At 40.8% G+C, this 22,497-nt stretch carries 24 protein-coding genes, 3 pseudogenes and 1 riboswitch; of the genes and pseudogenes, 3 read left to right on the forward strand and 24 right to left on the reverse strand.

Going from position 1 to position 22,497, the window contains the following annotated elements:
- Positions 1–165: 165 nt before the first annotated feature.
- The 6 genes and pseudogenes from H2672_RS06910 to H2672_RS06935 all read right to left on the reverse strand — a co-directional run.
- Positions 166–1,284 (reverse strand): annotated as a pseudogene (locus H2672_RS06910) (vitamin B12-dependent ribonucleotide reductase); the annotation flags it as partial.
- 61 nt (positions 1,285–1,345) lie between these two features.
- Positions 1,346–2,281, reverse strand: a complete 936-nt coding sequence (locus H2672_RS06915; protein WP_186670568.1) for an NUMOD3 domain-containing DNA-binding protein — start codon at positions 2,279–2,281, stop codon at positions 1,346–1,348.
- A gap of 217 nt (positions 2,282–2,498) precedes the next feature.
- Positions 2,499–3,119 (reverse strand): annotated as a pseudogene (locus H2672_RS06920) (vitamin B12-dependent ribonucleotide reductase); the annotation flags it as partial.
- A 444-nt stretch (positions 3,120–3,563) separates the two neighbouring features.
- The gene (locus H2672_RS06925; RefSeq protein ID WP_186670570.1) at positions 3,564–4,220 is read right to left on the reverse strand and encodes an LAGLIDADG family homing endonuclease; all 657 of its coding nucleotides are present in this window, start codon (positions 4,218–4,220) and stop codon (positions 3,564–3,566) included.
- Between the two features lie 435 nt (positions 4,221–4,655).
- A pseudogene (locus H2672_RS06930) lies at positions 4,656–5,447 on the reverse strand (ribonucleotide reductase N-terminal alpha domain-containing protein); the annotation flags it as partial.
- Positions 5,448–5,629: 182 nt separating this feature from the next.
- Positions 5,630–6,466 carry a lipoate--protein ligase family protein gene (locus H2672_RS06935; protein WP_186670572.1) on the reverse strand — a complete coding sequence of 279 codons (837 nt, stop codon included), beginning with the start codon at positions 6,464–6,466 and terminating at the stop codon, positions 5,630–5,632.
- A gap of 368 nt (positions 6,467–6,834) precedes the next feature.
- Between H2672_RS06935 and H2672_RS06940 the strand changes: the two genes are divergently transcribed.
- Complete coding sequence (locus tag H2672_RS06940) at positions 6,835–7,152, forward strand: rhodanese-like domain-containing protein (RefSeq protein WP_186670653.1); 318 nt, start codon at positions 6,835–6,837, stop codon at positions 7,150–7,152.
- Positions 7,153–7,273: 121 nt separating this feature from the next.
- On the opposite strand, the gene H2672_RS06945 is transcribed toward H2672_RS06940, so the two are convergent.
- The 12 genes from H2672_RS06945 to comGA form a co-directional block, all read right to left on the reverse strand.
- Positions 7,274–7,684 carry a hypothetical protein gene (locus tag H2672_RS06945; protein ID WP_186670573.1) on the reverse strand — a complete coding sequence of 137 codons (411 nt, stop codon included), beginning with the start codon at positions 7,682–7,684 and terminating at the stop codon, positions 7,274–7,276.
- 132 nt (positions 7,685–7,816) lie between these two features.
- On the reverse strand, positions 7,817–9,277 hold the full coding sequence (gene gcvPB, locus H2672_RS06950) for an aminomethyl-transferring glycine dehydrogenase subunit GcvPB (protein ID WP_186670574.1): 1,461 nt from the start codon (positions 9,275–9,277) through the stop codon (positions 7,817–7,819).
- A complete protein-coding gene (gene gcvPA / locus H2672_RS06955) occupies positions 9,270–10,616 on the reverse strand; it encodes an aminomethyl-transferring glycine dehydrogenase subunit GcvPA (protein WP_186670575.1) in 1,347 nt (448 codons plus the stop codon). Before gcvPA ends, gcvPB begins: the two co-directional genes overlap by 8 nt.
- Positions 10,617–10,649: 33 nt before the next feature.
- Entirely contained in the window at positions 10,650–11,747 is a 1,098-nt protein-coding gene (gene gcvT, locus H2672_RS06960; protein ID WP_186670576.1) for a glycine cleavage system aminomethyltransferase GcvT, read from the reverse strand.
- Positions 11,748–11,883: 136 nt separating this feature from the next.
- Positions 11,884–11,975, reverse strand: a riboswitch (glycine riboswitch).
- Positions 11,976–12,207: 232 nt separating this feature from the next.
- Positions 12,208–12,723 carry a shikimate kinase gene (locus H2672_RS06965; protein WP_186670577.1) on the reverse strand — a complete coding sequence of 172 codons (516 nt, stop codon included), beginning with the start codon at positions 12,721–12,723 and terminating at the stop codon, positions 12,208–12,210.
- 29 nt (positions 12,724–12,752) lie between these two features.
- On the reverse strand, positions 12,753–12,932 hold the full coding sequence (locus tag H2672_RS06970) for a hypothetical protein (protein WP_186670578.1): 180 nt from the start codon (positions 12,930–12,932) through the stop codon (positions 12,753–12,755).
- Positions 12,913–13,362 carry a competence type IV pilus minor pilin ComGF gene (comGF, locus tag H2672_RS06975; protein WP_186670579.1) on the reverse strand — a complete coding sequence of 150 codons (450 nt, stop codon included), beginning with the start codon at positions 13,360–13,362 and terminating at the stop codon, positions 12,913–12,915. The genes H2672_RS06970 and comGF overlap by 20 nt, the downstream gene beginning before the upstream one ends.
- Complete coding sequence (locus H2672_RS06980; RefSeq protein WP_186670580.1) at positions 13,347–13,646, reverse strand: hypothetical protein; 300 nt, start codon at positions 13,644–13,646, stop codon at positions 13,347–13,349. Before H2672_RS06980 ends, comGF begins: the two co-directional genes overlap by 16 nt.
- On the reverse strand, positions 13,639–14,088 hold the full coding sequence (locus H2672_RS06985) for a type II secretion system protein (protein ID WP_186670581.1): 450 nt from the start codon (positions 14,086–14,088) through the stop codon (positions 13,639–13,641). Before H2672_RS06985 ends, H2672_RS06980 begins: the two co-directional genes overlap by 8 nt.
- Entirely contained in the window at positions 14,075–14,398 is a 324-nt protein-coding gene (comGC, locus tag H2672_RS06990; RefSeq protein WP_186670582.1) for a competence type IV pilus major pilin ComGC, read from the reverse strand. The genes H2672_RS06985 and comGC overlap by 14 nt, the downstream gene beginning before the upstream one ends.
- Before the next feature lie 12 nt (positions 14,399–14,410).
- Complete coding sequence (comGB, locus tag H2672_RS06995; protein WP_186670583.1) at positions 14,411–15,466, reverse strand: competence type IV pilus assembly protein ComGB; 1,056 nt, start codon at positions 15,464–15,466, stop codon at positions 14,411–14,413.
- The gene (gene comGA, locus H2672_RS07000) at positions 15,459–16,466 is read right to left on the reverse strand and encodes a competence type IV pilus ATPase ComGA (RefSeq protein ID WP_186670584.1); all 1,008 of its coding nucleotides are present in this window, start codon (positions 16,464–16,466) and stop codon (positions 15,459–15,461) included. Before comGA ends, comGB begins: the two co-directional genes overlap by 8 nt.
- Before the next feature lie 348 nt (positions 16,467–16,814).
- Here comGA and H2672_RS07005 point away from each other — a divergent pair, with 348 nt between their 5' ends.
- Entirely contained in the window at positions 16,815–17,057 is a 243-nt protein-coding gene (locus H2672_RS07005) for a DUF2626 domain-containing protein (RefSeq protein WP_067210178.1), read from the forward strand.
- Between the two features lie 67 nt (positions 17,058–17,124).
- Here H2672_RS07005 and H2672_RS07010 read toward each other — a convergent pair whose 3' ends face one another.
- A complete protein-coding gene (locus tag H2672_RS07010; protein ID WP_186670585.1) occupies positions 17,125–17,763 on the reverse strand; it encodes an MBL fold metallo-hydrolase in 639 nt (212 codons plus the stop codon).
- Between the two features lie 210 nt (positions 17,764–17,973).
- Here H2672_RS07010 and H2672_RS07015 point away from each other — a divergent pair, with 210 nt between their 5' ends.
- Entirely contained in the window at positions 17,974–18,153 is a 180-nt protein-coding gene (locus H2672_RS07015; RefSeq protein ID WP_186670586.1) for a DUF2759 family protein, read from the forward strand.
- 54 nt (positions 18,154–18,207) lie between these two features.
- Here the strand turns inward: H2672_RS07015 and H2672_RS07020 are convergent, their stop codons facing one another.
- The 5 genes from H2672_RS07020 to rpmG all read right to left on the reverse strand — a co-directional run bounded on the left by H2672_RS07020 (position 18,208) and on the right by rpmG (position 22,373).
- Complete coding sequence (locus tag H2672_RS07020) at positions 18,208–19,305, reverse strand: YqgU-like beta propeller domain-containing protein (protein WP_186670587.1); 1,098 nt, start codon at positions 19,303–19,305, stop codon at positions 18,208–18,210.
- Between the two features lie 68 nt (positions 19,306–19,373).
- Positions 19,374–21,272 (reverse strand): LTA synthase family protein, encoded by a 1,899-nt coding sequence (locus H2672_RS07025; protein ID WP_186670588.1) that lies wholly within the window; start codon positions 21,270–21,272, stop codon positions 19,374–19,376.
- 141 nt (positions 21,273–21,413) lie between these two features.
- Complete coding sequence (locus H2672_RS07030; protein WP_186670589.1) at positions 21,414–21,602, reverse strand: YqgQ family protein; 189 nt, start codon at positions 21,600–21,602, stop codon at positions 21,414–21,416.
- Positions 21,599–22,162 (reverse strand): 5-formyltetrahydrofolate cyclo-ligase, encoded by a 564-nt coding sequence (locus H2672_RS07035; protein WP_186670590.1) that lies wholly within the window; start codon positions 22,160–22,162, stop codon positions 21,599–21,601. Before H2672_RS07035 ends, H2672_RS07030 begins: the two co-directional genes overlap by 4 nt.
- A 61-nt stretch (positions 22,163–22,223) precedes the next feature.
- Positions 22,224–22,373, reverse strand: a complete 150-nt coding sequence (gene rpmG, locus H2672_RS07040; protein WP_067210194.1) for a 50S ribosomal protein L33 — start codon at positions 22,371–22,373, stop codon at positions 22,224–22,226.
- Positions 22,374–22,497 lie beyond the last annotated feature (124 nt).

Here is a 22,497-nt window from a genome sequence, read left to right on the forward strand (position 1 = left end):
AAGCGGAAGGCGCCTTCTAGACGCGACAGGCATAAGTCGATCCAGCGACGTGGCGTTCTTTGCCACATAGCTGGATTGCTTATGACCTGAGCGGCTGGCGCCTGAAGCTAGACAACATGAAAAGCGGAAGCTGCCGATTACGGCTGCTTCCGCTTTTTCATTTGATTAAAGACCGCATTTCAATTGTGCATTACAGTTCGTGCATGTGTTACAGCCGCCCATTTCTTCGACGGTGCCTGTTCTACATACAGGGCATGTATCCCCAACTTCGGATCCAATCGTGACATTTGTCGAACGTAAATCTTGTATCGTATTGACGAGAACAACTTTACGATTTTCTACGACTTCTTCAACATAACACGAATCCATCTCATTTTCTTCGGCTTTGAGCGTCAACACTTGTGAATCACGGCTACCGTCTACATAGACTGTACCGCCTTTTGCTCCGCCTTTATAGAGACGCTCATAGACACCTTCTACTTGCTTAACTGTATAGCCTTTCGGTGCATTGACCGTTTTGGAAATCGAACTGTCAATCCAGCGTTGAATGATGCACTGAACATCTGCATGCGCTTCAGGTGCCAGCGCCATCGACGAGATGAACCAGTGTGGCAAGTTTTCCGCATCTGCGTCAGGATTGCTCTCCAAATATTCTTCTACAATTTCAGCTTTCACTTCGATGAATTTACCAAGGCGTCCACTGCGGTAATAAGAAAAGGAAAAATATGGTTCTAACCCGGTACTTACGCCTACCATTGTTCCAGTGGATCCCGTTGGAGCAACAGTTAAAAGATGAGAGTTTCTGATACCATGTTCCAAAATGGACATACGGATATCTTCCGGCATTTTTTTCATGAAACCTGTATTGATGAATGCAGTACGCAGAGCTTTTGTTTCTTCGTCTGTCTTGCCAATGAGGAACGGGAAACTTCCCTTCTCTTTCGCAAGTTCGATTGATTCACGGTAAGCTGACGTTGCAATTGTTTCGAATACTTTTTCGACAAGGTCGTTGCCTTCAGGAGAACCGTATTCTTTTTCACAATAAATCAAGAGATCAGCAAGACCCATGACACCGAGTCCAACACGACGTTCGCCGAGTGCTTGTACTTTATTTTCTGCAAGGAAATATGGCGTTGCATCGATAACGTTATCTTGCATACGAACACCGACACGAACGATTTCCTGTAATTTTTCATGGTTTACTGTTTTCGTTTCTTTATCTGCCACTTCAGCTAGGTTTACAGCAGCTAAATTACAAACTGAATATGGTGCTAATGGTTGTTCCAATTTTGTTATCCTAAAGGCTTTTTATCCTCTAGTTCTTACAGTTCGATTTCCTGTAAGTTCAGCATACATTTTCATTACACAACTTTTTCATATATTTCAGCAATTCTTTTCTTCCTTGATCAACACCGAAAATGGCGCTGGAAATGACTCTAAAATCTTTTACGTTATATCGACGTAAAATTTCATCTGTCATTGGTTTAATAGTTGAATTAATTTTATTAAAAGGCGTAGCAAGAACTATATCTTTATTTTCCATTGTCCATTGATTAATATAGCCTTTGATTTCGCTATGAATGATTTTTCTCTTGTTTACGTATTCGTCGGTTGCAAGTTTTATGGCTACTTTACCCGAACATTCCCGACTACAATAAATACGTGCAGATGTCTTCATTACAATAAACTCATGGGAGCATAGACTGCAGTATCGGGACTCTCGGAGTGTTTTTATTTTCCCTCTTTGTGATAAACCCGATTTTCGCAGTCCTTCAATCATACGTTTTTTCGTTTCGGAATTAGTATTCCACAAACTTTTAGTATGTTCTCCAATTTTCTTCTTGGTTTCTTCAGAATGTTTTAGACCATAGTGACTATTCAATTCACCACTGGCTGCTTTGTGAATCGTAGTCTTATCTGAAGCAATCCATTTAGTAATAATAGAGTTCAATGACACCGGCATATTCTTATAAATAATCAAAAGTTCTTCATAGGATACCAATTCTGTTTTAATCTGAACTTGTTGTTCAATGGATTTCAAACGTTCTTTTGCCTTTTCAAGAGCATTTTTATCTCTTGATTTAATCTCAACTATCTTTTCCAGGTTTCCAGATTGATCATAAAAGAAAAAATCAGGTTTATAATTCTCTCCATCAATCCTGAAAACTTGATCTTCATAACTCCAGGTAATAAAAAAATGGTCCAGATAAACAGCATAAGCATATTCATAAGAACTTCTTAAATAAAAGCTCTTATAATATCCAGCATATCCTCTGTTCAAATCTTTCTTCTCCTTTATTACTTATTATAAATGAAGAAAAAGTTGTTGTGTAATGTTGCGGTCTCGTGCCTGGATTATAGTCTGCTTCCTGATTACAGAAAACAGGATCACCAGGTATGCGTTGCCCCTGACTAAAGTATTACCCCCAGCCTTCGGTTCGGATTGGCATCTCAGCTTTCCCGCTTCATCCCGCAATTTTTAACGTGAGGCGAAGTCCACCACACGGGTTTGTCGCTACGACTTGCTGGCCGTAAGCTTTGGCGTTCGTTTCGTTATTGGCATTATCGATGAAGAAAATACCTGGTTCTGCAGCATAAGTTGCGCAAATGTTGATTAAATCCCAAAGTGCGCGCGCTTTGATTGTCCGGTAAACACGTACTGCGAATCCTTGACGTTCCCATTCACGGACATCGCCGACTTTATGCCATTCTTCATTGTACTTCGCCATTTCTTTTGGCGAATACTTCTCGACAGCTGGGAAACGAAGGTCATAATCTGCGTTTTGTTCGACAGCTTTCATGAAATCATCCGTCAAAGTGACGGAAATGTTTGCACCTGTCAGGAATTCCGCATTATGTACGGAATAGGTCCCACCATCACGCAATTTCGTGTCAGCGTCTTTCATGATTGCCGCATTGAAGCCACCCATACCAGGAATCGTTTGATAGTTGATAATCCCTTGGTACATCGCTTCTTCCTGGGCTGTCAGTGGTTTGAATTTCAGTTTTTCATTTGCGAGCTTTTTGATCATCTCATCTTCGGTATGTTCCATAAGATAACGTAGAATTCTTGGATTCTGCATTTTCGAGATGATGAATTCGCAAATATCAGGGTGCCACCTAAATACCGTCCTTTTCAGGATATTTCTCTGCAAATAGTAGCAGACGGAGTAGACTATATCATCACCCTCAGTGTTATCTGGTAGGGGCCGGGCGCTTCGGAAAGAACTGTATCTTCCCTACTCTACTTCCATTCATTTCGAATGTTTTCGATAGTCGTTGAACCTTCACCTAACACGGTGCTTGGCTGCGGATTGTCCAATGCCATCAATTTTTAAGCATTCACGTTCACCGTTTCCAGTCGCGTTGTAGCTTAATGGCCTCTAAGGAGTTCTTCGCAATTCACCCGATTTTCTAGTCGTCCATTATCTGAACGACGCGGACTAGCATTGTTGTTTAATCCGCCAACATAATCATTTGCGCTCCACGCTGAATGTTACTCTCCCTATTTGGAAGGGTTGGGTCATTTCTGCCCAACTCTCATGCTTTCACATAAGATCAGACTATCTCATCAAAGATAAAAACCTAATAAATTTACGATTTAACTTTATATCTCCATGTTGATAAAGAAGGTTACAAATTGCTCTCAAATCTTTTATGCTACTGACGTAGATATCGTAGCAGCCTTTCTTTTTGGTAATTGATCTAACATTCTGCGCAAAACCTTCGGATTGTAAAAAGGTTAGGATGTCTTTCAATAATACAAGATTCCCTGTAAACCCCATACGACCTTTTTGATATCCATTGCGTTGGTATACCCTAATATGCCCGTCTGCATCAAAGAAACCTCGTAAAAAAGCCCATTGAAGCTCGTTATTATTAAAATTGATAAACTGTTCTTTTCCGGTTTTATTAGGGGTGATACCCAGTTTAATTAGATCATTAGCCATTTTTGTAGAATTGATAGCCAAAGAATATTTATTTTGTTCGTTGGGTGCACTTTTCAGACGAAACTTAATCGCTTCAGTCATATTAAGTTCCCGTGCAATATCTTCCAACAGTTGCAAATCTTCTGCAGCCAGGCATAAAACAATTCTTTTGGACTTTCCTCTATCAACTATCGTTCCATCGCCTAAAATATAACCTACAATGTAAGCTTGGTTAGGTGTATTAATTACCTCAAAATAATCTTCATCATATTGATAAATTTTATTTTTCAATTTCCCAACTTCTCCTGGAGTTCTAGGTTTGAAAAATTGAAGCTCTTGATTCCACCGTAAGATAGTACCTCTAGAGAGTCCAAGTTTTTTTGCTATTGCGACCTGACTTAAGCCTTCTTAATGGAGTTTAGTAATCGTAATGATTAGTTCTTCTATGTCCTGCGCCCCATAACGGCGTTGCCGCCCGCTATGGTTTACTCCTTCCGTAGTCCCCAATCTATCCACCTTCCAATCATATGAACATATTGGTAACGTTAGGAAGTTTTAATAGTCGTTGAACGTTGATCTTTGTTTCCAAAGACCCTTCGCTGCTGATTGCCCAATCCTTATTTTTTTCAAACCCTCACGCTCACCGTCGCCAGTCACGTTGTGGTAAATAAGGCTCTAAGGGTGTTCCAGCAATTCGCAGAATTTTAATCCCGCCGTGTAAAGTTAACGGGATCCACCTTGTTCGACAAGATGTGTCAATTTCGCTATATCATCAAGCCATGATACCGACCCAGATGATTTACCGTTAACGCCGCGTGCGAGTGTGTTACGTGGGCGTAGTGTAGAACCGTTTGTCCCAACACCGCCGCCCCGGCTCATGATTTCCATCACTTGTTTGCGGTGATCAGAAATGCCTTCACGGGAGTCAGCTACGAAAGGCATCACATAACAATTGAAGAATGTCACTTCAGTATCCGAGCCCGCTCCGTACAAAACACGTCCTGCTGGGATGAAATTCAGTTTTGACAACTGATCGTAGAACTGATCGAACGATTCCTGACGTCTTTCTTCTGTCGTTTCAACCGATGCAAGTCCAGTCGCATTACGTCTTGCAATCTGCTCATAAAACACTTCAAGCGGCTTTTCAAGGACTTCAATCGGTCTTGTGACGATGCCTCTTTCCTGCTCTTCAGGATTATCAATTGCAGAACGGTAATCTTTCTCAATCCAAATATCTGCTTTGCCGTTTTTTTCATCAAGCGCGGTGATAAAACCAAGTCCACGTGCTGGGAATTTCGGATCTTCCTTCACTGTCAGGACGACAAAATCACCAACTTTCAGTGTTTTCTTTTCAGTATCCTTAAACGAATATCTGTCAATCATGACCAGTCGGGATACCCCTTTGTGTTCGATATGCATGTCCTCTGTAATTGGATGTACTTGCGGAAACTTCGCGATATCCGCATTCAATTGTTCTTTGTCGAGAATGGGTTCCTGATTCTTTAAAATGATGACCATTAACGCATCCCTCCTTTTGGGATTTTAATAACGCAACACCATATATAGTGTCACTCTTACTCATTAATCTACTACATATTGAAATCGACTTCAATAAATTTGTTTTAACACAAAATTCAAAGTGCACTATTTCCGCCATTTAAACGTGCTTTTTTTTGAAAAAAGCTCCAAAGTTGTAGGTGTTATTTCTTAAAGGTCCATTCGTCATTCGCATACTTCTTGCGTTCGATTTCCAAGACATAGTGGAGCTGTTGCTCGGTTAATTCCATAGGTTCCAGTTCCATATCTAGCGCTAGTTCAAATCCTTTCGAAAACGCGTCGGCACATTCGCTAACCGTCACCGGCCGATCAACCAATCTATCAATGGCTACCGCTTTCTCAGGCAAGCTTGTACGCATTTGTTCACGTTGCAATTCTGATTTGAATGTAAAAAGGGAAACAAGCTTATCCACATCCAGACTTAAAAGTATCGCACCGTGCTGCAAAATGACACCTTTCTGCCTTGTCTGCGCACTGCCAGCCACTTTCTTACCTTCAACGACAAGTTCGTACCAACTAGGCGCATCAAAACACACCGCACTTTTTGGTTTTTTCAAATCTTCGTTCTGTTGCACCGTTTGTGGTACTGAAAACATTGCATCCAACCCCAGATTACGGAACCCTTCGAGCACACCACCCGAAATGACGCGGTAGGCTTCCGTAACCGTTTCGGGCATATTCGGATAACTTTCACTAACAATTACGCTATATGTAAGTTCGTGTTCATGGAGAACGCCTCTTCCCCCAGTAGGACGTCTGACGAAACCGAGCCCATTTTTTCTTACTTCATCCAAATTTATTTCTTTTTCGACACTTTGAAAATAACCAATCGATAATGTCGCAGGCTCCCATTCATAAAATCGAAGCACTGGACCGATTTCACCTTTACTATGCCATTCCAGTAAAGCCTCATCTAACGCCATGTTGAACGATGCGCGACATTTTCCTGAATTAATGAAATGCCAAACCTTTTTCCCCATCCGAATTCCCCCTTCACAACGACTATCATTTTATCATTCCCATCAACACTTAAGCTATCTATTTTCATCTTCTAGGGTCAGTATAATGACAACTGAGTCTTTTATTCGCTCCGTACTCTATTCGTGACAAGGCACCTCGATTACACCATAGGCCAAGAGTGCAACATATAAAAGGGATGATTAACCAGCAAAAGGTTAATCCCTAAATAATGACTTCTTTTTAATCGACATCAAAAAGGTGCTTGCCCATTGAACATGTGCCGTTCAATCTTTATAATGAATAGGTAGAGAGAAAGGGGAAAGTTGTTTTGAATTATTATTTTTTAGGAGCCGTCGCTCTCGCCGTAATCATTTATTTTGTTGTGACGATGCTACGCCTTCGTAAAGCCGTAACAAACTTGACGCAGGAGCAATTTATCGAAGGCTATCGGAAAGCACAGCTAATCGACGTACGTGAGGCAAAAGATTTTGATGCCGGCCATATTTTAGGAGCGCGTAATATCCCTTATTCTCAGTTCCGTCAGCGGTTTAAAGAAATCCGTTCGGACAAGCCCGTTTATTTGTACGATCAAAACGGTGGAAAAAGTGCACGTGGAGCATTATTCTTAAAGAAAAAAGACTATCAGCAACTGTTTCACCTGCAAGGCGGTTTCCGTCAATGGACTGGTAAAGTGAAAAGCAAATAAATTACCGCTTTGAAATAACATCATTAATGCCGATAACGTAGGAAATTAGATAATAAAAGGAGAAGCCCAGGCGGCTTCTCCTTTTGTATTTCAATTTATATTTTCATTCCGCAAAGCATGTTTAATTCTTCTCATTCCACCAACTATTTTTGCTTAGAAAAAAATGTAAAGTGGTTACTAAGAGCAATGCAACAATCGGAAAGATAATCAATAATTTGATAGCTATTGCCGATGAGTTTTCAGTCAAAGCAAGTACAAGAATAAAGTTAGTATAAATGAAAAGGAGTATAAAAAAGAGCCCACTTGTCAAAATCACTTCATTTACTTTTTTAAAATCATTCCTACTGACTAGTAAATAGAACAGATACGGCACCAGACATAATAAGGCAAGCAATGAATAATTCGGATTAGTTAGGCCACCATCTAATAAAAAATCCCCGAATATAAGACGCAAGATAACGGCTGCTCCATAGACTGTAAGAAAAACACCAACTATGCACAGTATGAATAATGAACTTCTTGAACGTTTCACATTTTCCGCTCCCTTCCATTAATCATATGTAGTCAAGGAGGGCAAAATCACTTTAATTTCTCGAAAAAGACAAACATAAAGAGCCTACATCCATTGGAGTGTAGGCTCTTTATAATCATTACTGCATTTTACTTATGCTTTTGTATAACGAAGTACAGGGAAACGTGCCGCCTTCGTTTCATCAAGACGATTGATGACTGTTGTATGCGGTGCATTTTGTACGATTTCAGGGTTTTCTTCTACTTCTTTTGCAATTTGGATAAGTGCGTCACAGAAAGCATCGAGTGTTTCTTTCGATTCTGTTTCTGTAGGCTCAATCATCATGCCTTCTTCAACGTTAAGCGGGAAGTAAATTGTAGGCGGATGATAGCCAAAGTCAAGCAGTCGCTTCGCCATATCCAGCGTACGCACGCCAAGTTTCTTCTGACGGCGACCAGACAGAACAAATTCATGTTTACAATGACGGTTATACGGCAAATCGAAATGTGGCTCCAATCTGCGCATCATGTAGTTCGCATTCAATACAGCATATTCCGTAACAGCTTTCAAGCCGTCTGGTCCCATTGAACGAATATACGTGTATGCACGCAGATAGATACCGAAGTTACCGTAGAACGGTTTAACACGGCCAATCGACTGTGGCAGATTGTATTCAAATGTGTAAACTTCATCTTTTTTCACAAGGACTGGTTTCGGAAGGAATGGAATAAGATCCTTCTTCACGCCTACTGGGCCCGAACCTGGTCCACCGCCGCCGTGTGGTCCTGTAAATGTTTTATGCAAGTTCAAGTGAACTGCATCGAAGCCCATATCACCAGGACGTGCTTTAGACATAACTGCGTTCAAGTTTGCGCCATCATAATAAAGTTTTCCGCCAGCAGCGTGAACGATTTCAGCCATTTCAAGAATTTCTTCTTCGAAAAGACCAAGTGTATTTGGATTCGTCAGCATAAGTGCCGCCGTGTCATCCCCTACATGTCGTTTCAGATCCTCAAGATCAACAAGTCCGTCTTCGCCTGATTTTACTGTAATCGTATCGAAACCAGCAACTGTAGCGGAAGCCGGATTTGTACCGTGCGCAGAATCTGGAACAAGTACTTTCGTACGTTTAAAGTCACCGTTTGCTTCATGGAAAGCCCGAATCATCATCAAAGCTGTCCACTCGCCGTGCGCTCCTGCTGCCGGCTGAAGTGTTACTTCGTCCATTCCTGTAATTTCCACAAGATGCTCTTGCAGGTCATATAAAACCTCTAGCGCACCTTGAACAGTTGACTCATCTTGCAGTGGGTGAATATTTGCGAATCCAGGATAACGCGCAACAGATTCGTTGATTTTCGGATTATATTTCATCGTACATGATCCAAGTGGATAAAATCCTGAATCGATACCATGGTTACGATTAGAAAGTGCTGTGTAATGACGCATAATATCGAGTTCAGAAACTTCCGGAAGCTCGGCAACTTCCTCGCGTACAAACCCCTTTGGCAATAGATTGGAAAGGTCAAGTTCAGGTACATCCAGCTCAGGGAGACTGTAGCCTATACGTCCTTCTCTCGTAATTTCAAAAATTAACGCCTGGTTATCTTTATGCATGAAGGGCCTCCATTTCCTGCACAAGTGCATCGATTTCTTCTTTCGTACGCTGTTCTGTTACAGCGATAAGTGCATGGTTAGCAAATTCAGGATACGTCAGACCTAGGTCATAACCACCGATTATCCCTTTTGTAAATAGTTTTGTATTTACATCTTTTACAGACCGTTTGCAATCAACGACGATTTCATTGAAATGTGAGCCACTAAATTTAACGTCGAAACCAGCTTTTTCAAAAGTTTCTTTCGCATAGCGCGTTTTCACAATGTTTTGGTAGGCGATTTCTTGTGCGCCAATTTTACCAAGCGCAGTCATCGCTACTGAAGCAGCTAATGCGTTCAACGCTTGGTTTGAACAGATATTAGACGTCGCTTTATCACGACGGATATGTTGTTCACGTGCTTGAAGTGTCAATACGTATCCACGACGACCTTCATCATCAGTTGTTTCTCCAACAAGACGACCTGGAACTTTACGCATCAACTTTTTCGTTACTGCGAAATAACCACAATGTGGTCCACCAAATGATTCAGGAATACCGAACGGTTGTGCATCACCGACTGTAATATCGGCACCAAGCTTCCCTGGAGGTGTTAAAATGCCAAGCGCAAGTGGATTTGATGAAACAACGAACAATCCACCTTTAGCGTGTGCAATTTCCCCGATTTTTTGAACGTCTTCAATTTGACCAAAGAAATTTGGATATTGCACAAGCACTGCAGCTGTATCCTCGTCCATCATTTCTTCCAACATCGCCAAATCAGTAACGCCATCTTTTTGCGGTATTGTGACAACTTCGATGTACTGTCCAGAAGCATAAGAAAGGACTACATCACGAGATTCAGGGTTAACTGTTTCAGAAACAAGAAGTTTCTTACGGCGTGTATGTCCTGATGCAAGTGTTCCCGCTTCAGCAAGGGCCGTCCCGCCGTCGTACATTGATGAGTTTGCAAGGTCCATGCCAGTCAGTTCACAGATCATTGTCTGGAATTCAAAGATAGCTTGCAATTCACCTTGTGAGATTTCCGGTTGGTAAGGCGTGTAAGCCGTATAGAACTCAGATCGTGAAATGACATGGTCGACGATGATCGGTTTGTAATGATCATAGACACCTGCGCCAAGGAATGATGCATATGTACGCGCATCCGCATTTTTCGCTGCAAGTTTTGAAAGTTCTTTTGTCAATGAAGACTCGGATTTCGCTTTTTTAATATTGTATTCGCCTCTAAATCTAACCTTTTCAGGAATATCTTCAAAAAGTTCATCTACGGAAGTAATCCCGATTGTTTTCATCATTTCATCGCGATCGGTTTCAGTCATTGGAATATAACGATGCTGCATGTCTTCTTAACCCCTTTTCATAATGGTATATGATTAGCGTTTATAAAATGGTGTAGCGATAATTACTGCTTTCAAACGCTTAGCACGAATTTCTACTTCAATTTCAGTTCCTTCGGCAGTATGTTCGCTGTTCAGAAGCGCAAAACCAATGTTCTTTTTCAGTGTCGGTGATTGTGTACCCGTTGTTACTTCACCGATTTGTACTTCACCAAGGAATACTTTATAACCCGTACGCGGAATTCCTTTGTCAATCATTTCCACACCGACAAGTTTACGCGGTGCACCATTTTCTTTTTGGGAAGCTAGAACTTCTTTACCGAAGAAATCCTCTTCTTTATTCAGCTTCACAACGAAGCCAAGGCCCGTTTCAAGCGGTGAAATATCTTTTGATAGTTCTTGTCCATATAGTGGTAAACCAGCCTCAAAACGAAGCGTATCACGTGCACCAAGACCTGCTGGTACAACACCTTCACTTGCGCCCGCTTTCAGAATAACGGCCCATAAAGCAACAATTGCTTCTGGTGAACCATAAATTTCAAATCCATCTTCTCCTGTATATCCAGTACGCGACACGAGTACTTGGTGTCCAGAAATGTCAACATTCTCTTTAAAGCGGAAAAATTTGATATCCTCTAGAGGCTCCTCCGTCAATGTTTGAAGTACTTCTTGTGCAATAGGCCCTTGCAAAGCAAGTAGTGCGTAAGAAGATGATGCGTCTTCAATTTTGACATCGTCCGTAGCATGACTATTCATCCACTCAAGATCTTTGTCGATATTTGACGCATTGACAACCAAAAGGTAGTTATTATCTCCACGTTTGTAGATTAAAAGATCATCTACAGTACCGCCGTTGTCATAACACATAGCCGTGTATTGAGCTTGACCTTCTTTAAGTTTCGAAACATCGTTTGTAACCATCTTTTGCAAATAAGATAATGCACCTTCTCCAGTGACAAGCACTTCACCCATATGTGAAACATCAAAAAGGCCTGCTTTTGTCCGTACAGCTTCGTGTTCAGCTTTAATGCTCGAAAACTGAACAGGTAGCTCCCAACCACCAAAATCAATCGTTTTACCACCGTATTCCGCGTAACTGTCAAAAAGGACAGTGCGTTTCAAAGACTCTGACAAGTTCTATTCCCCCTTAAAAGTTTGATAAAAAAGGACAGAGGTCCCCTAATTAGGAAACCTCTGTCCTTGTACCTGAAAGTTTGACCTTACGGCTTTCCTCGTTGGTGGCCAGCCTAACCGGCGCTCTCCAGAGATGCGTCATGTATGAGTCTTGTTACCTGAGAGATTCATAACATAAGTTACTTGCTCCTTCGGCGACGCCATTGCGTGCTCTCCCCATACAATCATTCGCGTTATTCAATTGAAATGAAAATGATTAAGATTCGGACAACTAATGCCCTTTCGCCTTATATCTTAACATTTCATCTTTGAAAGCGCAATACTTTTTAATTGGCAGTCGTTTTGACGAACGTAAACAAGTATTCCGTGACAATCGTTCGTCTTTTTGGGCATTAATTAAATTTTCATCCGAATTAAAGGATTGGAAAACCAATAATCAGTAGTTGATTTTTGTTTTCATTTATATTTCCCCCTTAAGCCTCCCTATTTGGAATGCGATATAATCCACAATGTCACGCAAAGATCGATTTTCCGTTTCGACTTTAAAATGTGCACCATGTAGATATTGAGGTTTCCGATTATTAAACAACTGTTCAAGATCGGAACGTGTCGACCTTTGTACAATTGGACGGTTTCGGTCCGTGGAAATCCGTCGCCATATGTCGCGAAACGGGGCATTAAGAAAGAAGACAAGACCTGTTTTCCGCATAATCTCCCTATTTTCTTTACGCATCGCCACACCACCGCCTGTCGCAATGATACAAAATTCATCACGGAACGTGCGAAGGAACTCTGTTTCCATTTCACGGAAACGTTCTTCGCCATACATTTCAAATATTTGGGGGATCGTCAAACCCGTCATCCTCACGATTTCAGTATCCATATCATAATATGGCATTTTCGTCGCAAAACTGAGCCGTTTACCGATTGCACTCTTCCCGCACCCCATATAACCAATCAAATACACTTTCTTCATGTCATCACCCATTTGGCAGAACGAATAGTTTATCCGTTCCGTTTCATTGTTCTCACCGTTTCGTTTTCATAATACGTTTCAAGCGAATCGTAAGTTCGTTGTATACTATCATGCCACGAAACAAGGGAGAAAAGAAAGAGACTAACGAAAAATAATAAAATAATCGCGACCGCAAGCATGGCGCCATGTTCATTTCGGATAAAACCCAACCGCAAAACCCCTTACTTTAACGGAATCATTCAACATCGTCACATAAGCAGTTATAGTCATACCATCAAATGTATACGTAGCTTCCTTTACTCCCGTTACTAATGGAATATGCCCTGTAGTGTCTACTCGTTTCCGGATAACCGTTCCACTTTGCTCAATATCAATCAGCCCCCGATTGTTCTTCAGCCGAATTGTCCTTCCGCCGTTAGCCAATCGGATTTCGTTGACGTCAGAAAGTAGATATTGTAAATCAGCCGAGAATAATTCCCATTCAGTGGATGAGTAATCTGTATAGTATTGTTCAATCGGACCTTTCCAAAAGAAAAATAGTATAAATAGATGAATGAAAATGGTCATGACGATTAGTTGAAAGATACTTTCTAGAAATGTATAGCCCTGTTCATTTGACATCTTCATGAATGAACGCATTTATTGAACACCTTTTCGACTATCTTATAAGACACACAAACGGATTGCCCGTCAATGGTCCAATCGTAATCCACTCCGTCAACTTGACGGACCCCCTCCACCAAACCATATGAACTAAAATAGATAGCCCCTTGATGAGCAGTTTCCGCCGCATACATATGCGCCTTCTTCATCTGTAACTTTGAGGTCACTATTGAAGCAAAAGGAAGAAGTGTCCCAAAGATAACTATTACAATCGTTAATGTAAGTATCGCTTCTGGCCACGAGTAGCCCCCTTCATTCATGGATAATCATCCTTCCGCGCTGAAATTGGAACCTTATTTCGATAATACCTGAACTCGTAAAGAACGCCATTGTGCCAGGCTTCAAGATATCGCCATTCCCATCGAATTTTATTGACTTCAATTGGCTCGAGCTCGCCAAACGCATCCCTTTCGGAAAAACATTTTGTGCAACTCCAACTTTTCCTTCCTTGCCCAATAGATAAGATGTAATATATTCAGTTCCTCCATCCCTGAACTCCAAGCTTGTAGCCGCATAGTTGGCCATCGAATAAGCTTGTAAACTATAGACCGTTACCATAAACGCTTGAAGCGCGTCATCCTCAGATTCCGCTTGTATCCATTTGTCACCGATGGGTAAAATGATTGCTGTCATGATTGACAAAACAGCTACTACTAAAATCATTTCGAGGAACGTGAATCCGCTTTCCTTAGTTTCCTCCATCAACTACTTGCTTAGCCACTTTTCCATCCCCATCAATTGATAATTGCGTGCCATCGGGACACTGTGCATTTTCAGGCAGATATTCCTTTGTTGTTAATTCATCGAGAGTGGGCAAATGTTTTTCATCCATTTTAAATGCCTCAATTTGCCCTTGAACCATTTGTACATAGGCGTTACATCCCTTTTCATCAATTGACTTCGAATGCTTCGAGACATTTGGGATTGCAATAAGGATGAGAACCGAAATAATCAAAAGAACAATCATCATTTCAATTAGCGTGAACGCTTTTTCATTTCGAATAAATTCCATCAAATTCCTCCCTTATAATTTATCCATCATTCCGTAAACTGGTAAAAGTAGAGCGAGATATGCAGCCAAAATACAGATTGCTATGACACTAAATAAAGCCGGCTGCAACATTGCCAAAGCCTTCGCTAACTTCTCATCAATCGTTTCACTAAGATGTTCACTGTAAATCTGCAGCTCTTTCGGAAGATAACCGCTGTCCTCGCCATGCTTGGCGAATGCAGCTAGTTGGTCCATCAATCCCTCTGTCCTACTTATCGCAGTATGGAGCGAATCTCCAAAAACGACCTGCTTTTTGACATTTTTCGTAATTTCACTTAACACTACATCCAGATTTTGTTCAATTAATACATCCAGAGCGTTTTGCAAGGAAAGGCCCGACTGAAGCAAGCCCCCAATTTCACTAGAAAAATCCCGGGTCTTAACAATAGAAAAGAACATTCCTACGACAGGGATGGACATTAATACACGAATTTTTGTTGCAGGTTCAATTTTTCTGTAAATAACAGCACATAATACTGTTAGTAAAGCAGATACTAACACCATACTTATTATGACATCAGGGATTTTCGTCACGAGCGAAGGTAATGTTGAAACAAACCCATCCCCTTCGTTTTTCCTTGAAATCATCAACGCCTCCATATTAGGTAAAAAGAACCTTCGGAAAGCCATAAGCAATGCTGCGATCAGAATAAAAAGCACAACAGGATAGACAAGAAGACTTTTTAATTTCTTCCGTTTTTCTTCTGCTTTCCTCATACGAACAGCCATGCCACTCAATGCCTGTGCGACTCGTCCGTCTACTTCAGCAATCGCGATAGGAAGAAGCGTTCCGGATGAGAACCCAAAACTTGCAAGGATATGAGTGACACCGAACCCTTCCTTAAAATTTTTATTCATTGCTTCCAGCACAGGATTATAATCTTTCAAGTGATGTGGTACTAACAAAGTAACGGCATCATGAAATGTGTATCCCTCATTTAATAAAACAGAAAGTCTTTCTAGGAATACCGGTCGATTTTGAAAGCTTTCTTTTTTATGAAATAACAATTTCTTTTTTGATTTATTCATCTTTCACTACAATTGGCCTGTTATATTTTCGAATAAGCGACTCCACTTTAAGTTCTTCAGGAACATCTACCCTTTCGCCTTTCATAATGGAGTTCGTCATAGAATTAAGCGTGTCCCCTTGAATTATTTCAAATACTGCTCCCCTTTTTCCGGAAGCACTGCGAATGAGGCGTTGGGCTGAAATACATACCACGGTTTGCCTTAGTTCTTCAGCTGAAATACCAAAATCCATCATCCTGTAAAAACAGCCAGCAGGATCTTTGGAATGAACTGAAGTGAGTACCAAATGTCCAGTTAACGCAGCTTGCACTGCAATCTTTGCCGTTTCGCTATCACGGATTTCTCCAATCATGATGACATCAGGCGAATGGCGCAATATTGCTTTTAGACCTGCCGAGTACGTCATACCGGACCGTTCATTCACTTGAATTTGAAGCAGATGTGAATGATTGTTTTCAACAGGATCTTCTAATGTGATTACATGCCGTTCTAGATGATTGACGCAATGAGCTGTTAGCGAATAGATAGTGGTCGTCTTCCCGCATCCGGTGGGACCGGTTAGTATAATTAATCCTTGCGGTTCTGATACAGCCCGGCGTAATTTATCGGCCCAGTCTTTTTCAATGCATAATTCATCAATTGAAACGACTTGGTCATGCCTTTGCAATCGTATAACAACACTTTCTTTCATTTGAATCGAAGGGATTGTTGAAACTCGGAAAGAATAATTCTCACCTTGGATCTGTTTATGAAATGAACCACTTTGGGGTTTACGCTTATCGCTAATGTCGAGTGAGGATAGGAATTTGTAAAATGAAATCATGCGGCCCGCCAACTGTGGGGGGAGAATACCGGACCGGTCCAGCCTTGAATCTTTTTTAAACGAGACATCATATCCTTCCTTCATAGGTACGAGATGAATGTCAGTCGCTTCGTACTTAATTGCTTTCTCTAAAAGTTTAAAACTTTTCTGTTCTACGACGTTATCATTCTTAATCATTGAACACCCCTCTTTCTTTTAGGTTGGATGAAACTCATTCCATCCGAGGCGGATGATCTGTATCCGCCCTTATTGTCGGATAAACCGTAATTCATCCTTGGGCACAGTATACGACTTGCAAACACGTATTGGAATACTTTCCCTCAAAGTTGAATTGTGTAACCCTAGAAAGAGGGCGATACTTGAAATTCGCCCCACTTTTCGACAGCAAATATCATTTTTCGTGACAATCACCCTTATACACGTGTTTGTCACAATGAAAGGACGATTGGAGTTTACATCTACTGTCGTTATCCCTTATAATGAATGGGAGCTTATTGTAATGTTTTATTAAGGAGGGACGCACACATGGATAACATGTTCAAGTTGATGGGCTTCTGGACAGGCATATTCGCAGTAATGTTTTATATGGGAGACATGCTGCCAGCCGCACTTCTTTTTGTTGCGAACACTGGGTTCTTCCTGCTACTTGGATATTTGAACCTGACAGAGCGGATGTACATGTACTTATTCGGAGCATATCTGATGATATTTATGGTCGGATTCAGCTACTACACAACGTTTATACACGTACCAGGCGCTGGCCACTAAAAGAAAAGTACATACAAAAAAACAGCCTTTTATTGGCTGTTTTTTTGTTTTCTTTTTACTTAATTGTTCAAAATCCATTCAAAAAGGGATTCGAATCTTTTTCCTCTTCTGGAGTTGTCGAAGGTCCATGGCCAGAGTAGATGATAAAATCATCATCGAGAGAAAGCAACTTATCATGGATAGACGTCAGTAGAATTCCTGTATTCCCACCCGGCAGATCTGTCCTTCCGACACCCTGTTGGAAAAGTGTATCGCCTACAATGGCAAAACGAGATGGTCCAAAGATATAAGATACACTTCCCGGAGAATGACCCGGCGTATGCCTTACCTCAAACTCGAACGGGCCTACATTCATCATTCCCTCACCCCTGATAAGCTTGTCGGCTTTTCTAATGCGGACGTCTGGTAATCCTGGATACTTGGCAGAGCCGTTTAATCTTGAATCTGACAGCCATTCTTGCTCCTCTTCATGAATATAGACTGGAATGGTATAACGGTCCCTTATACTGTCGACAGCCCCAATATGATCGAAATGCGCATGTGTTAATAAAATCGCGACAGGTGTCAACTCTTTGCTTTTCACTTTATTAATAATACGTCCACTTTCTTCACCCGGATCCATGATTAGACAATTACCTGATTCGTCACTGATGATGTAACAGTTTGTCTGGATTGGTCCGAGCGGATATGTATTGACTTTCAACATTGTCGGCACCTCCTTTAACTTATATTACGCAATACTAATTACGATTTCAAACAATCGTCACTACTATCCCTCGACAAAATTGATTGTAAACAGTACAATAGAAGAGGAATATAGCTAAATCGGACTTGCACAAGATGTGCTGACTTCTGCATTGTTCACACAACGTGAGCGGTTTTAGCAGAAGTTCCTATTGAAAGGAGTGTCTTCCCTATGAACTTATTGATGATCATTTTTGGACTCATCGCAATTTTAGCGGTGGTCGGTACAGTCCAAGCATTCAAAGAACGTAACGCTTTAAGTGTTGTGTTTAATCTTGGAGCTGCAGTCGTTTTTGGAGGCTTTACAATAGCGACTATCGTTTTCCAAGGGTTTCCACCAACCTTACATTAAGACAATAAAAACATCCTCTGCGTCTATTTCGCAGAGGATGTTTTTATTGTTATTTCATTCAGGGAAAATGAGCCACTGTGTCTCTTCCGCTGTCCCTACATCTATCAGGTTTTCCGCCGAGTAGCCCGTTAAACATTTCCGGCCCGACGGTGAACAACGAAGAACCCCTGCTATGATATCATCAGCCACAACGTCTTGACGTCCTTCTATTACGCGATTAAGTCGATATGGCGTTTGTAGTTCATCGAGTTGGCCACCCTCGTTAGGAGCCAGCAGAAATACAGTCTCATTTGAACCCCATTCAATCGCAGGAATAACCCACTCCGAATAATTACTAATGACTGGCATCGTCCATTCCGAACGCACTACACCATCCTTACTCTTAATGGTGTAGTGCGCCTCATTGTCCTCATTTATTCGTACAACAAGCAAGGTATCTTCATATGTATCAAAATAAACAACACCGCTTATATCTAGCTGTCCCCACTTTTCTGTCAGAGGTTCATATGTATGTATCTCCCCACCATCAAGTACGTGGCCTTCGACATATCCTATAGCAATTTTGTCCTCACCTAGCCATTTTGGGAAAGGATCTTCAATCGCCAGCAGGTCCAAACTATCTATTTTTCCGTTATAAAGAAATAAATCAAACGTCCAATCTTGATGAAAAGCCGTGAGAAGAATAAGAGAAGGGTCGGTATCGTTCCATTCAATCGCCAATTCTGTGGAAGCAACAATAACTTCATCTTGTACCGTACCATCCATAGTCACGATTTTAACCGTTGCAGATGTAGTATTATCACTAGTATGTAGTAATAGATACTTTTTTGAAGGATGAATGAGGACGTCGATGATAATAGAGTCATCTTCATATAACGTGTCCGTTTGACCTGTTTCAAAATCAAAACTATTCACTTGATAAAGCCCGTCTTCCTTTTCAACGTAGATAACTTTAGACTCAGTTAACCAGTCCGCAACGAAATGAAACTTCGCAGGATCAGCAGCTAAGGATTTACTAATTCCATCTTCAATTAAATCATTATCCTTAGGCTGCTCAATGGCTGTTGGGCCATCGATAATCTCATTCGTATTTTCCGAACAACCCGTTATTAACAGGACTGCTGCACAAAAGATGAACATTCTTTTTCTCACCGCGCCTCCCCCCCTTCTATATTTAAACTAAAAAAAAGGCTGCACGGAAAGTTCCGTGCAGAACCTTATCATTCTTTACTCTTACTGTTTGATATCGGTAATTTGTCCTGTTCTTCTTTGAATCTAAGCAAATCTCCATTGATGATCATATCGGAATAATTTAGCTCTGTGCTGGCACGTTCGATAAACGGCTCACATTCATCTATATCAGTTTCTTCACCAGTTTCACTATCATAACAGACCTCTTGCGCGTAAACATTTTTATCAGTTACAAAACGGCCATCACGGAAAATAGTAAATGGTTCATGATCTGGCGAGAAGATATCCGAGCCAAGATACATATCCTCTTTCGTTTCAAGACCCATTAAATGCAAAATGGTGGGTTTCAAGTCGATTTGTCCCGCCACTTCATCAATCGTCTTCCCTTTCCCATAACCAGGAATGTGAATGTACAATGGAACCTTCTGTAATTTCGCGTTATCGAAAGGTGTAATTTCTTTGTCTAAATACATGCCCATCGCCTTGTTATGATTCTCAGAAATACCATAATGGTCTCCGTACATAACAATGATGGAATTATCATACAAACCGCTCGCTTTCAAGTCTTCGAAAAGAACTTTGATCGCCTCGTCCATATAGCGTACTGTTTGGAAATATTTGTTCAACGTATTTGAATTTGATGTATATTCAGGAATAAGCTTATCTTCTTCATCCAAATCAAATGGATGATGGTTAGTCAATGTAATCAGTCTTGAGTAAAAAGGCTGTGGCATTTCTTTCATCAACTCTACCGATTGGTCAAAGAATGGAATATCTTTCATGCCCCAGTTGACCGCTTCTCCTTCACCGACAGTGTAACTTTCAATATCGTAAAACTTGTTGATACCAAGAGCACCATACATGATATCGCGGTTCCAGAAACTTCGATTATTTGCATGCATTACATTTGTAAAATAGCCATTCTCGCCTAGCTGAGCCGCCATCGATTGGTAAGTATTCCCACTATGCGTGAAAAATACAGCACTACCATTTCTCGGATACAACGAGTTTTCAAGAATGAATTCTGAATCCGACGTCTTTCCCAGACCTGTATTATGATAAAAATCAGAGAAATAGAATGTATCCGGATCCTTCGTTAATTCATTCAAAAATGGCGTAATGACATGTCCATCCATTTCCTCGTTAATAACGAACGACTGTAAGGATTCAAGCGAAATCGCAATGATATTACGCCCTTTCGCAACTCCGTACATCTCAGGGTCGGGAGCAGCGTAATTCGCATTAATATAGTTACCTACTTCTACTAGTTCACTGCCATCCGCAAGTGCACGCTGAGCATGGGATTTGGATTGAATGAACAAATCATATATATGGTAATTATAGGTTCCGATGTTTTTCACAAGAAGTTCTCTATCAAAACTGCGTGTTAATAGTTGTGGTCTTTCCATTTCTGCTAGACCAAGGTTTACCATAATAACCGCAGCAGTCATAACGAAGTAAAGTTTACGTCCGATTTTATTTCGTTGCCCCATTCGTTCATTTTTAGGAATAAACCGGATTGCAAGGTAGATAATGAGCACATCTGTGAAAAAGAATATGTCCGTCACATGCAAATTGGCAGTAACTGAGGACGATAGATCTCCGAAGTTACTCGTTTGGAACAAGACTGGCACGGTAATAAAGTCATTGAAAAATCTATAGAACACTGCATTACTAAACATAATAATTGAAGTAATCATACTTACCGTCAGTAAATAAAAATTACGTCTTTTCGTACTCTTGATGAATAGCGCAATACCATAAACGAATAAAAGGAAACTAAGAGGATTCAAAAAGAGAATGAATTCCTGCATTATATTATCGATTTTCATATTGAAGCTTGTAAGATAACCGAAATACGTTGTCAACCACGTCGCCACTATTGCTACTACGAGTACGGAATGTTTTGACCATACTATTTTTTTCATTCCATCTCTTCCTTTCGAAAATAGATTCACTTTAAAAAAACGTTCGAACTAAATCTTACTACATAATAGACGGTGTAGCTGAAGATAAGTTTCACTAATTACCAAAATAAGTCCAAATGAACGATAGCATTGGGTCTAACCTCATAGTTTTGCTGCTTCACTACGCAAGATTAGCACCGCTTTTAAATAATCTTCCTTCATTAGCAGACCGTTGTCATAAAGATCTTTCACTTCTGATTGCACCATATCGATGTCATCTTTTCGATTTCCCGTATAGACATAAATTCCGAAACGCTTCAGCAATTGAAGGACACCGAAATAGTCTTTCATATACAGGCAATCTCTTTTTCTTCTGTAACTATTTTACTGACCGGAATATCGTAACCTTCAACAGGTATCCTATGACTCGTTTGGACTGCAAATGCTAACGACAATGTAGCACCATTGTAATCCGACATATAGCGGTCATAATAACCTCCACCAAAACCAATTCTGTATCCTTCGTCCGAAAAGACTACCCCTGGTACGATTTGCAAATCAATTGCGTTTTTTTCAACCGATTGTGTTTCATCGGTTATCGGTTCAAAAAGGCCCATATAGACCGTTTCTAAACTATCATATGATGTAATGAGTCGAAAATCCATCTTACGGGTTGCATGGATGCATTTAGGTACAGCAATTCGTTTTCCAGCTGCCCAAGCCGCTTCAATAAGCGGGCGTGTGTCCACTTCGGGATAACGAGAAATCGTTATCCCGATTGTATCCGCACTTCGAAATTCATCTGATACAAGTACCCGGTTTGTAATCTCCAAAGACTTTTTTAGATGTTCTGGTCGATTTATATTATTCAATGTGCCTAGTACTTGATTCCTCAAAATCTCTTTACTCATTTAGTATCCTCCCGTTCTGAAATGAAAAAACCAAAACCGGTGAAGGTTTTGGCCTGAGCGATTATTTCGTTTCACGGTGCAAAGTTTGTTTCTTTTCACGTGAGCAATATTTTTTCATTTCAATCCGTTCTGGATTGTTACGTTTGTTTTTCTTTGAAATATAGTTGCGCTCACCGCATTCTGTGCAAGCAAGTGTAACATTTACGCGCATTGTTGGTCCCTCCCACTCATCAAGAATGTAAAGTTTTATATGAGCATAATTTATACGACCTATCAAGTATACCACATCAACGGCAGATGTCCACTAGAAAAATCGAAATTTCCAAAACAGCTTT

It is taken from the genome of Sporosarcina sp. BP05, from assembly GCF_014282005.1.
Lineage (GTDB): Bacteria > Bacillota > Bacilli > Bacillales_A > Planococcaceae > Sporosarcina.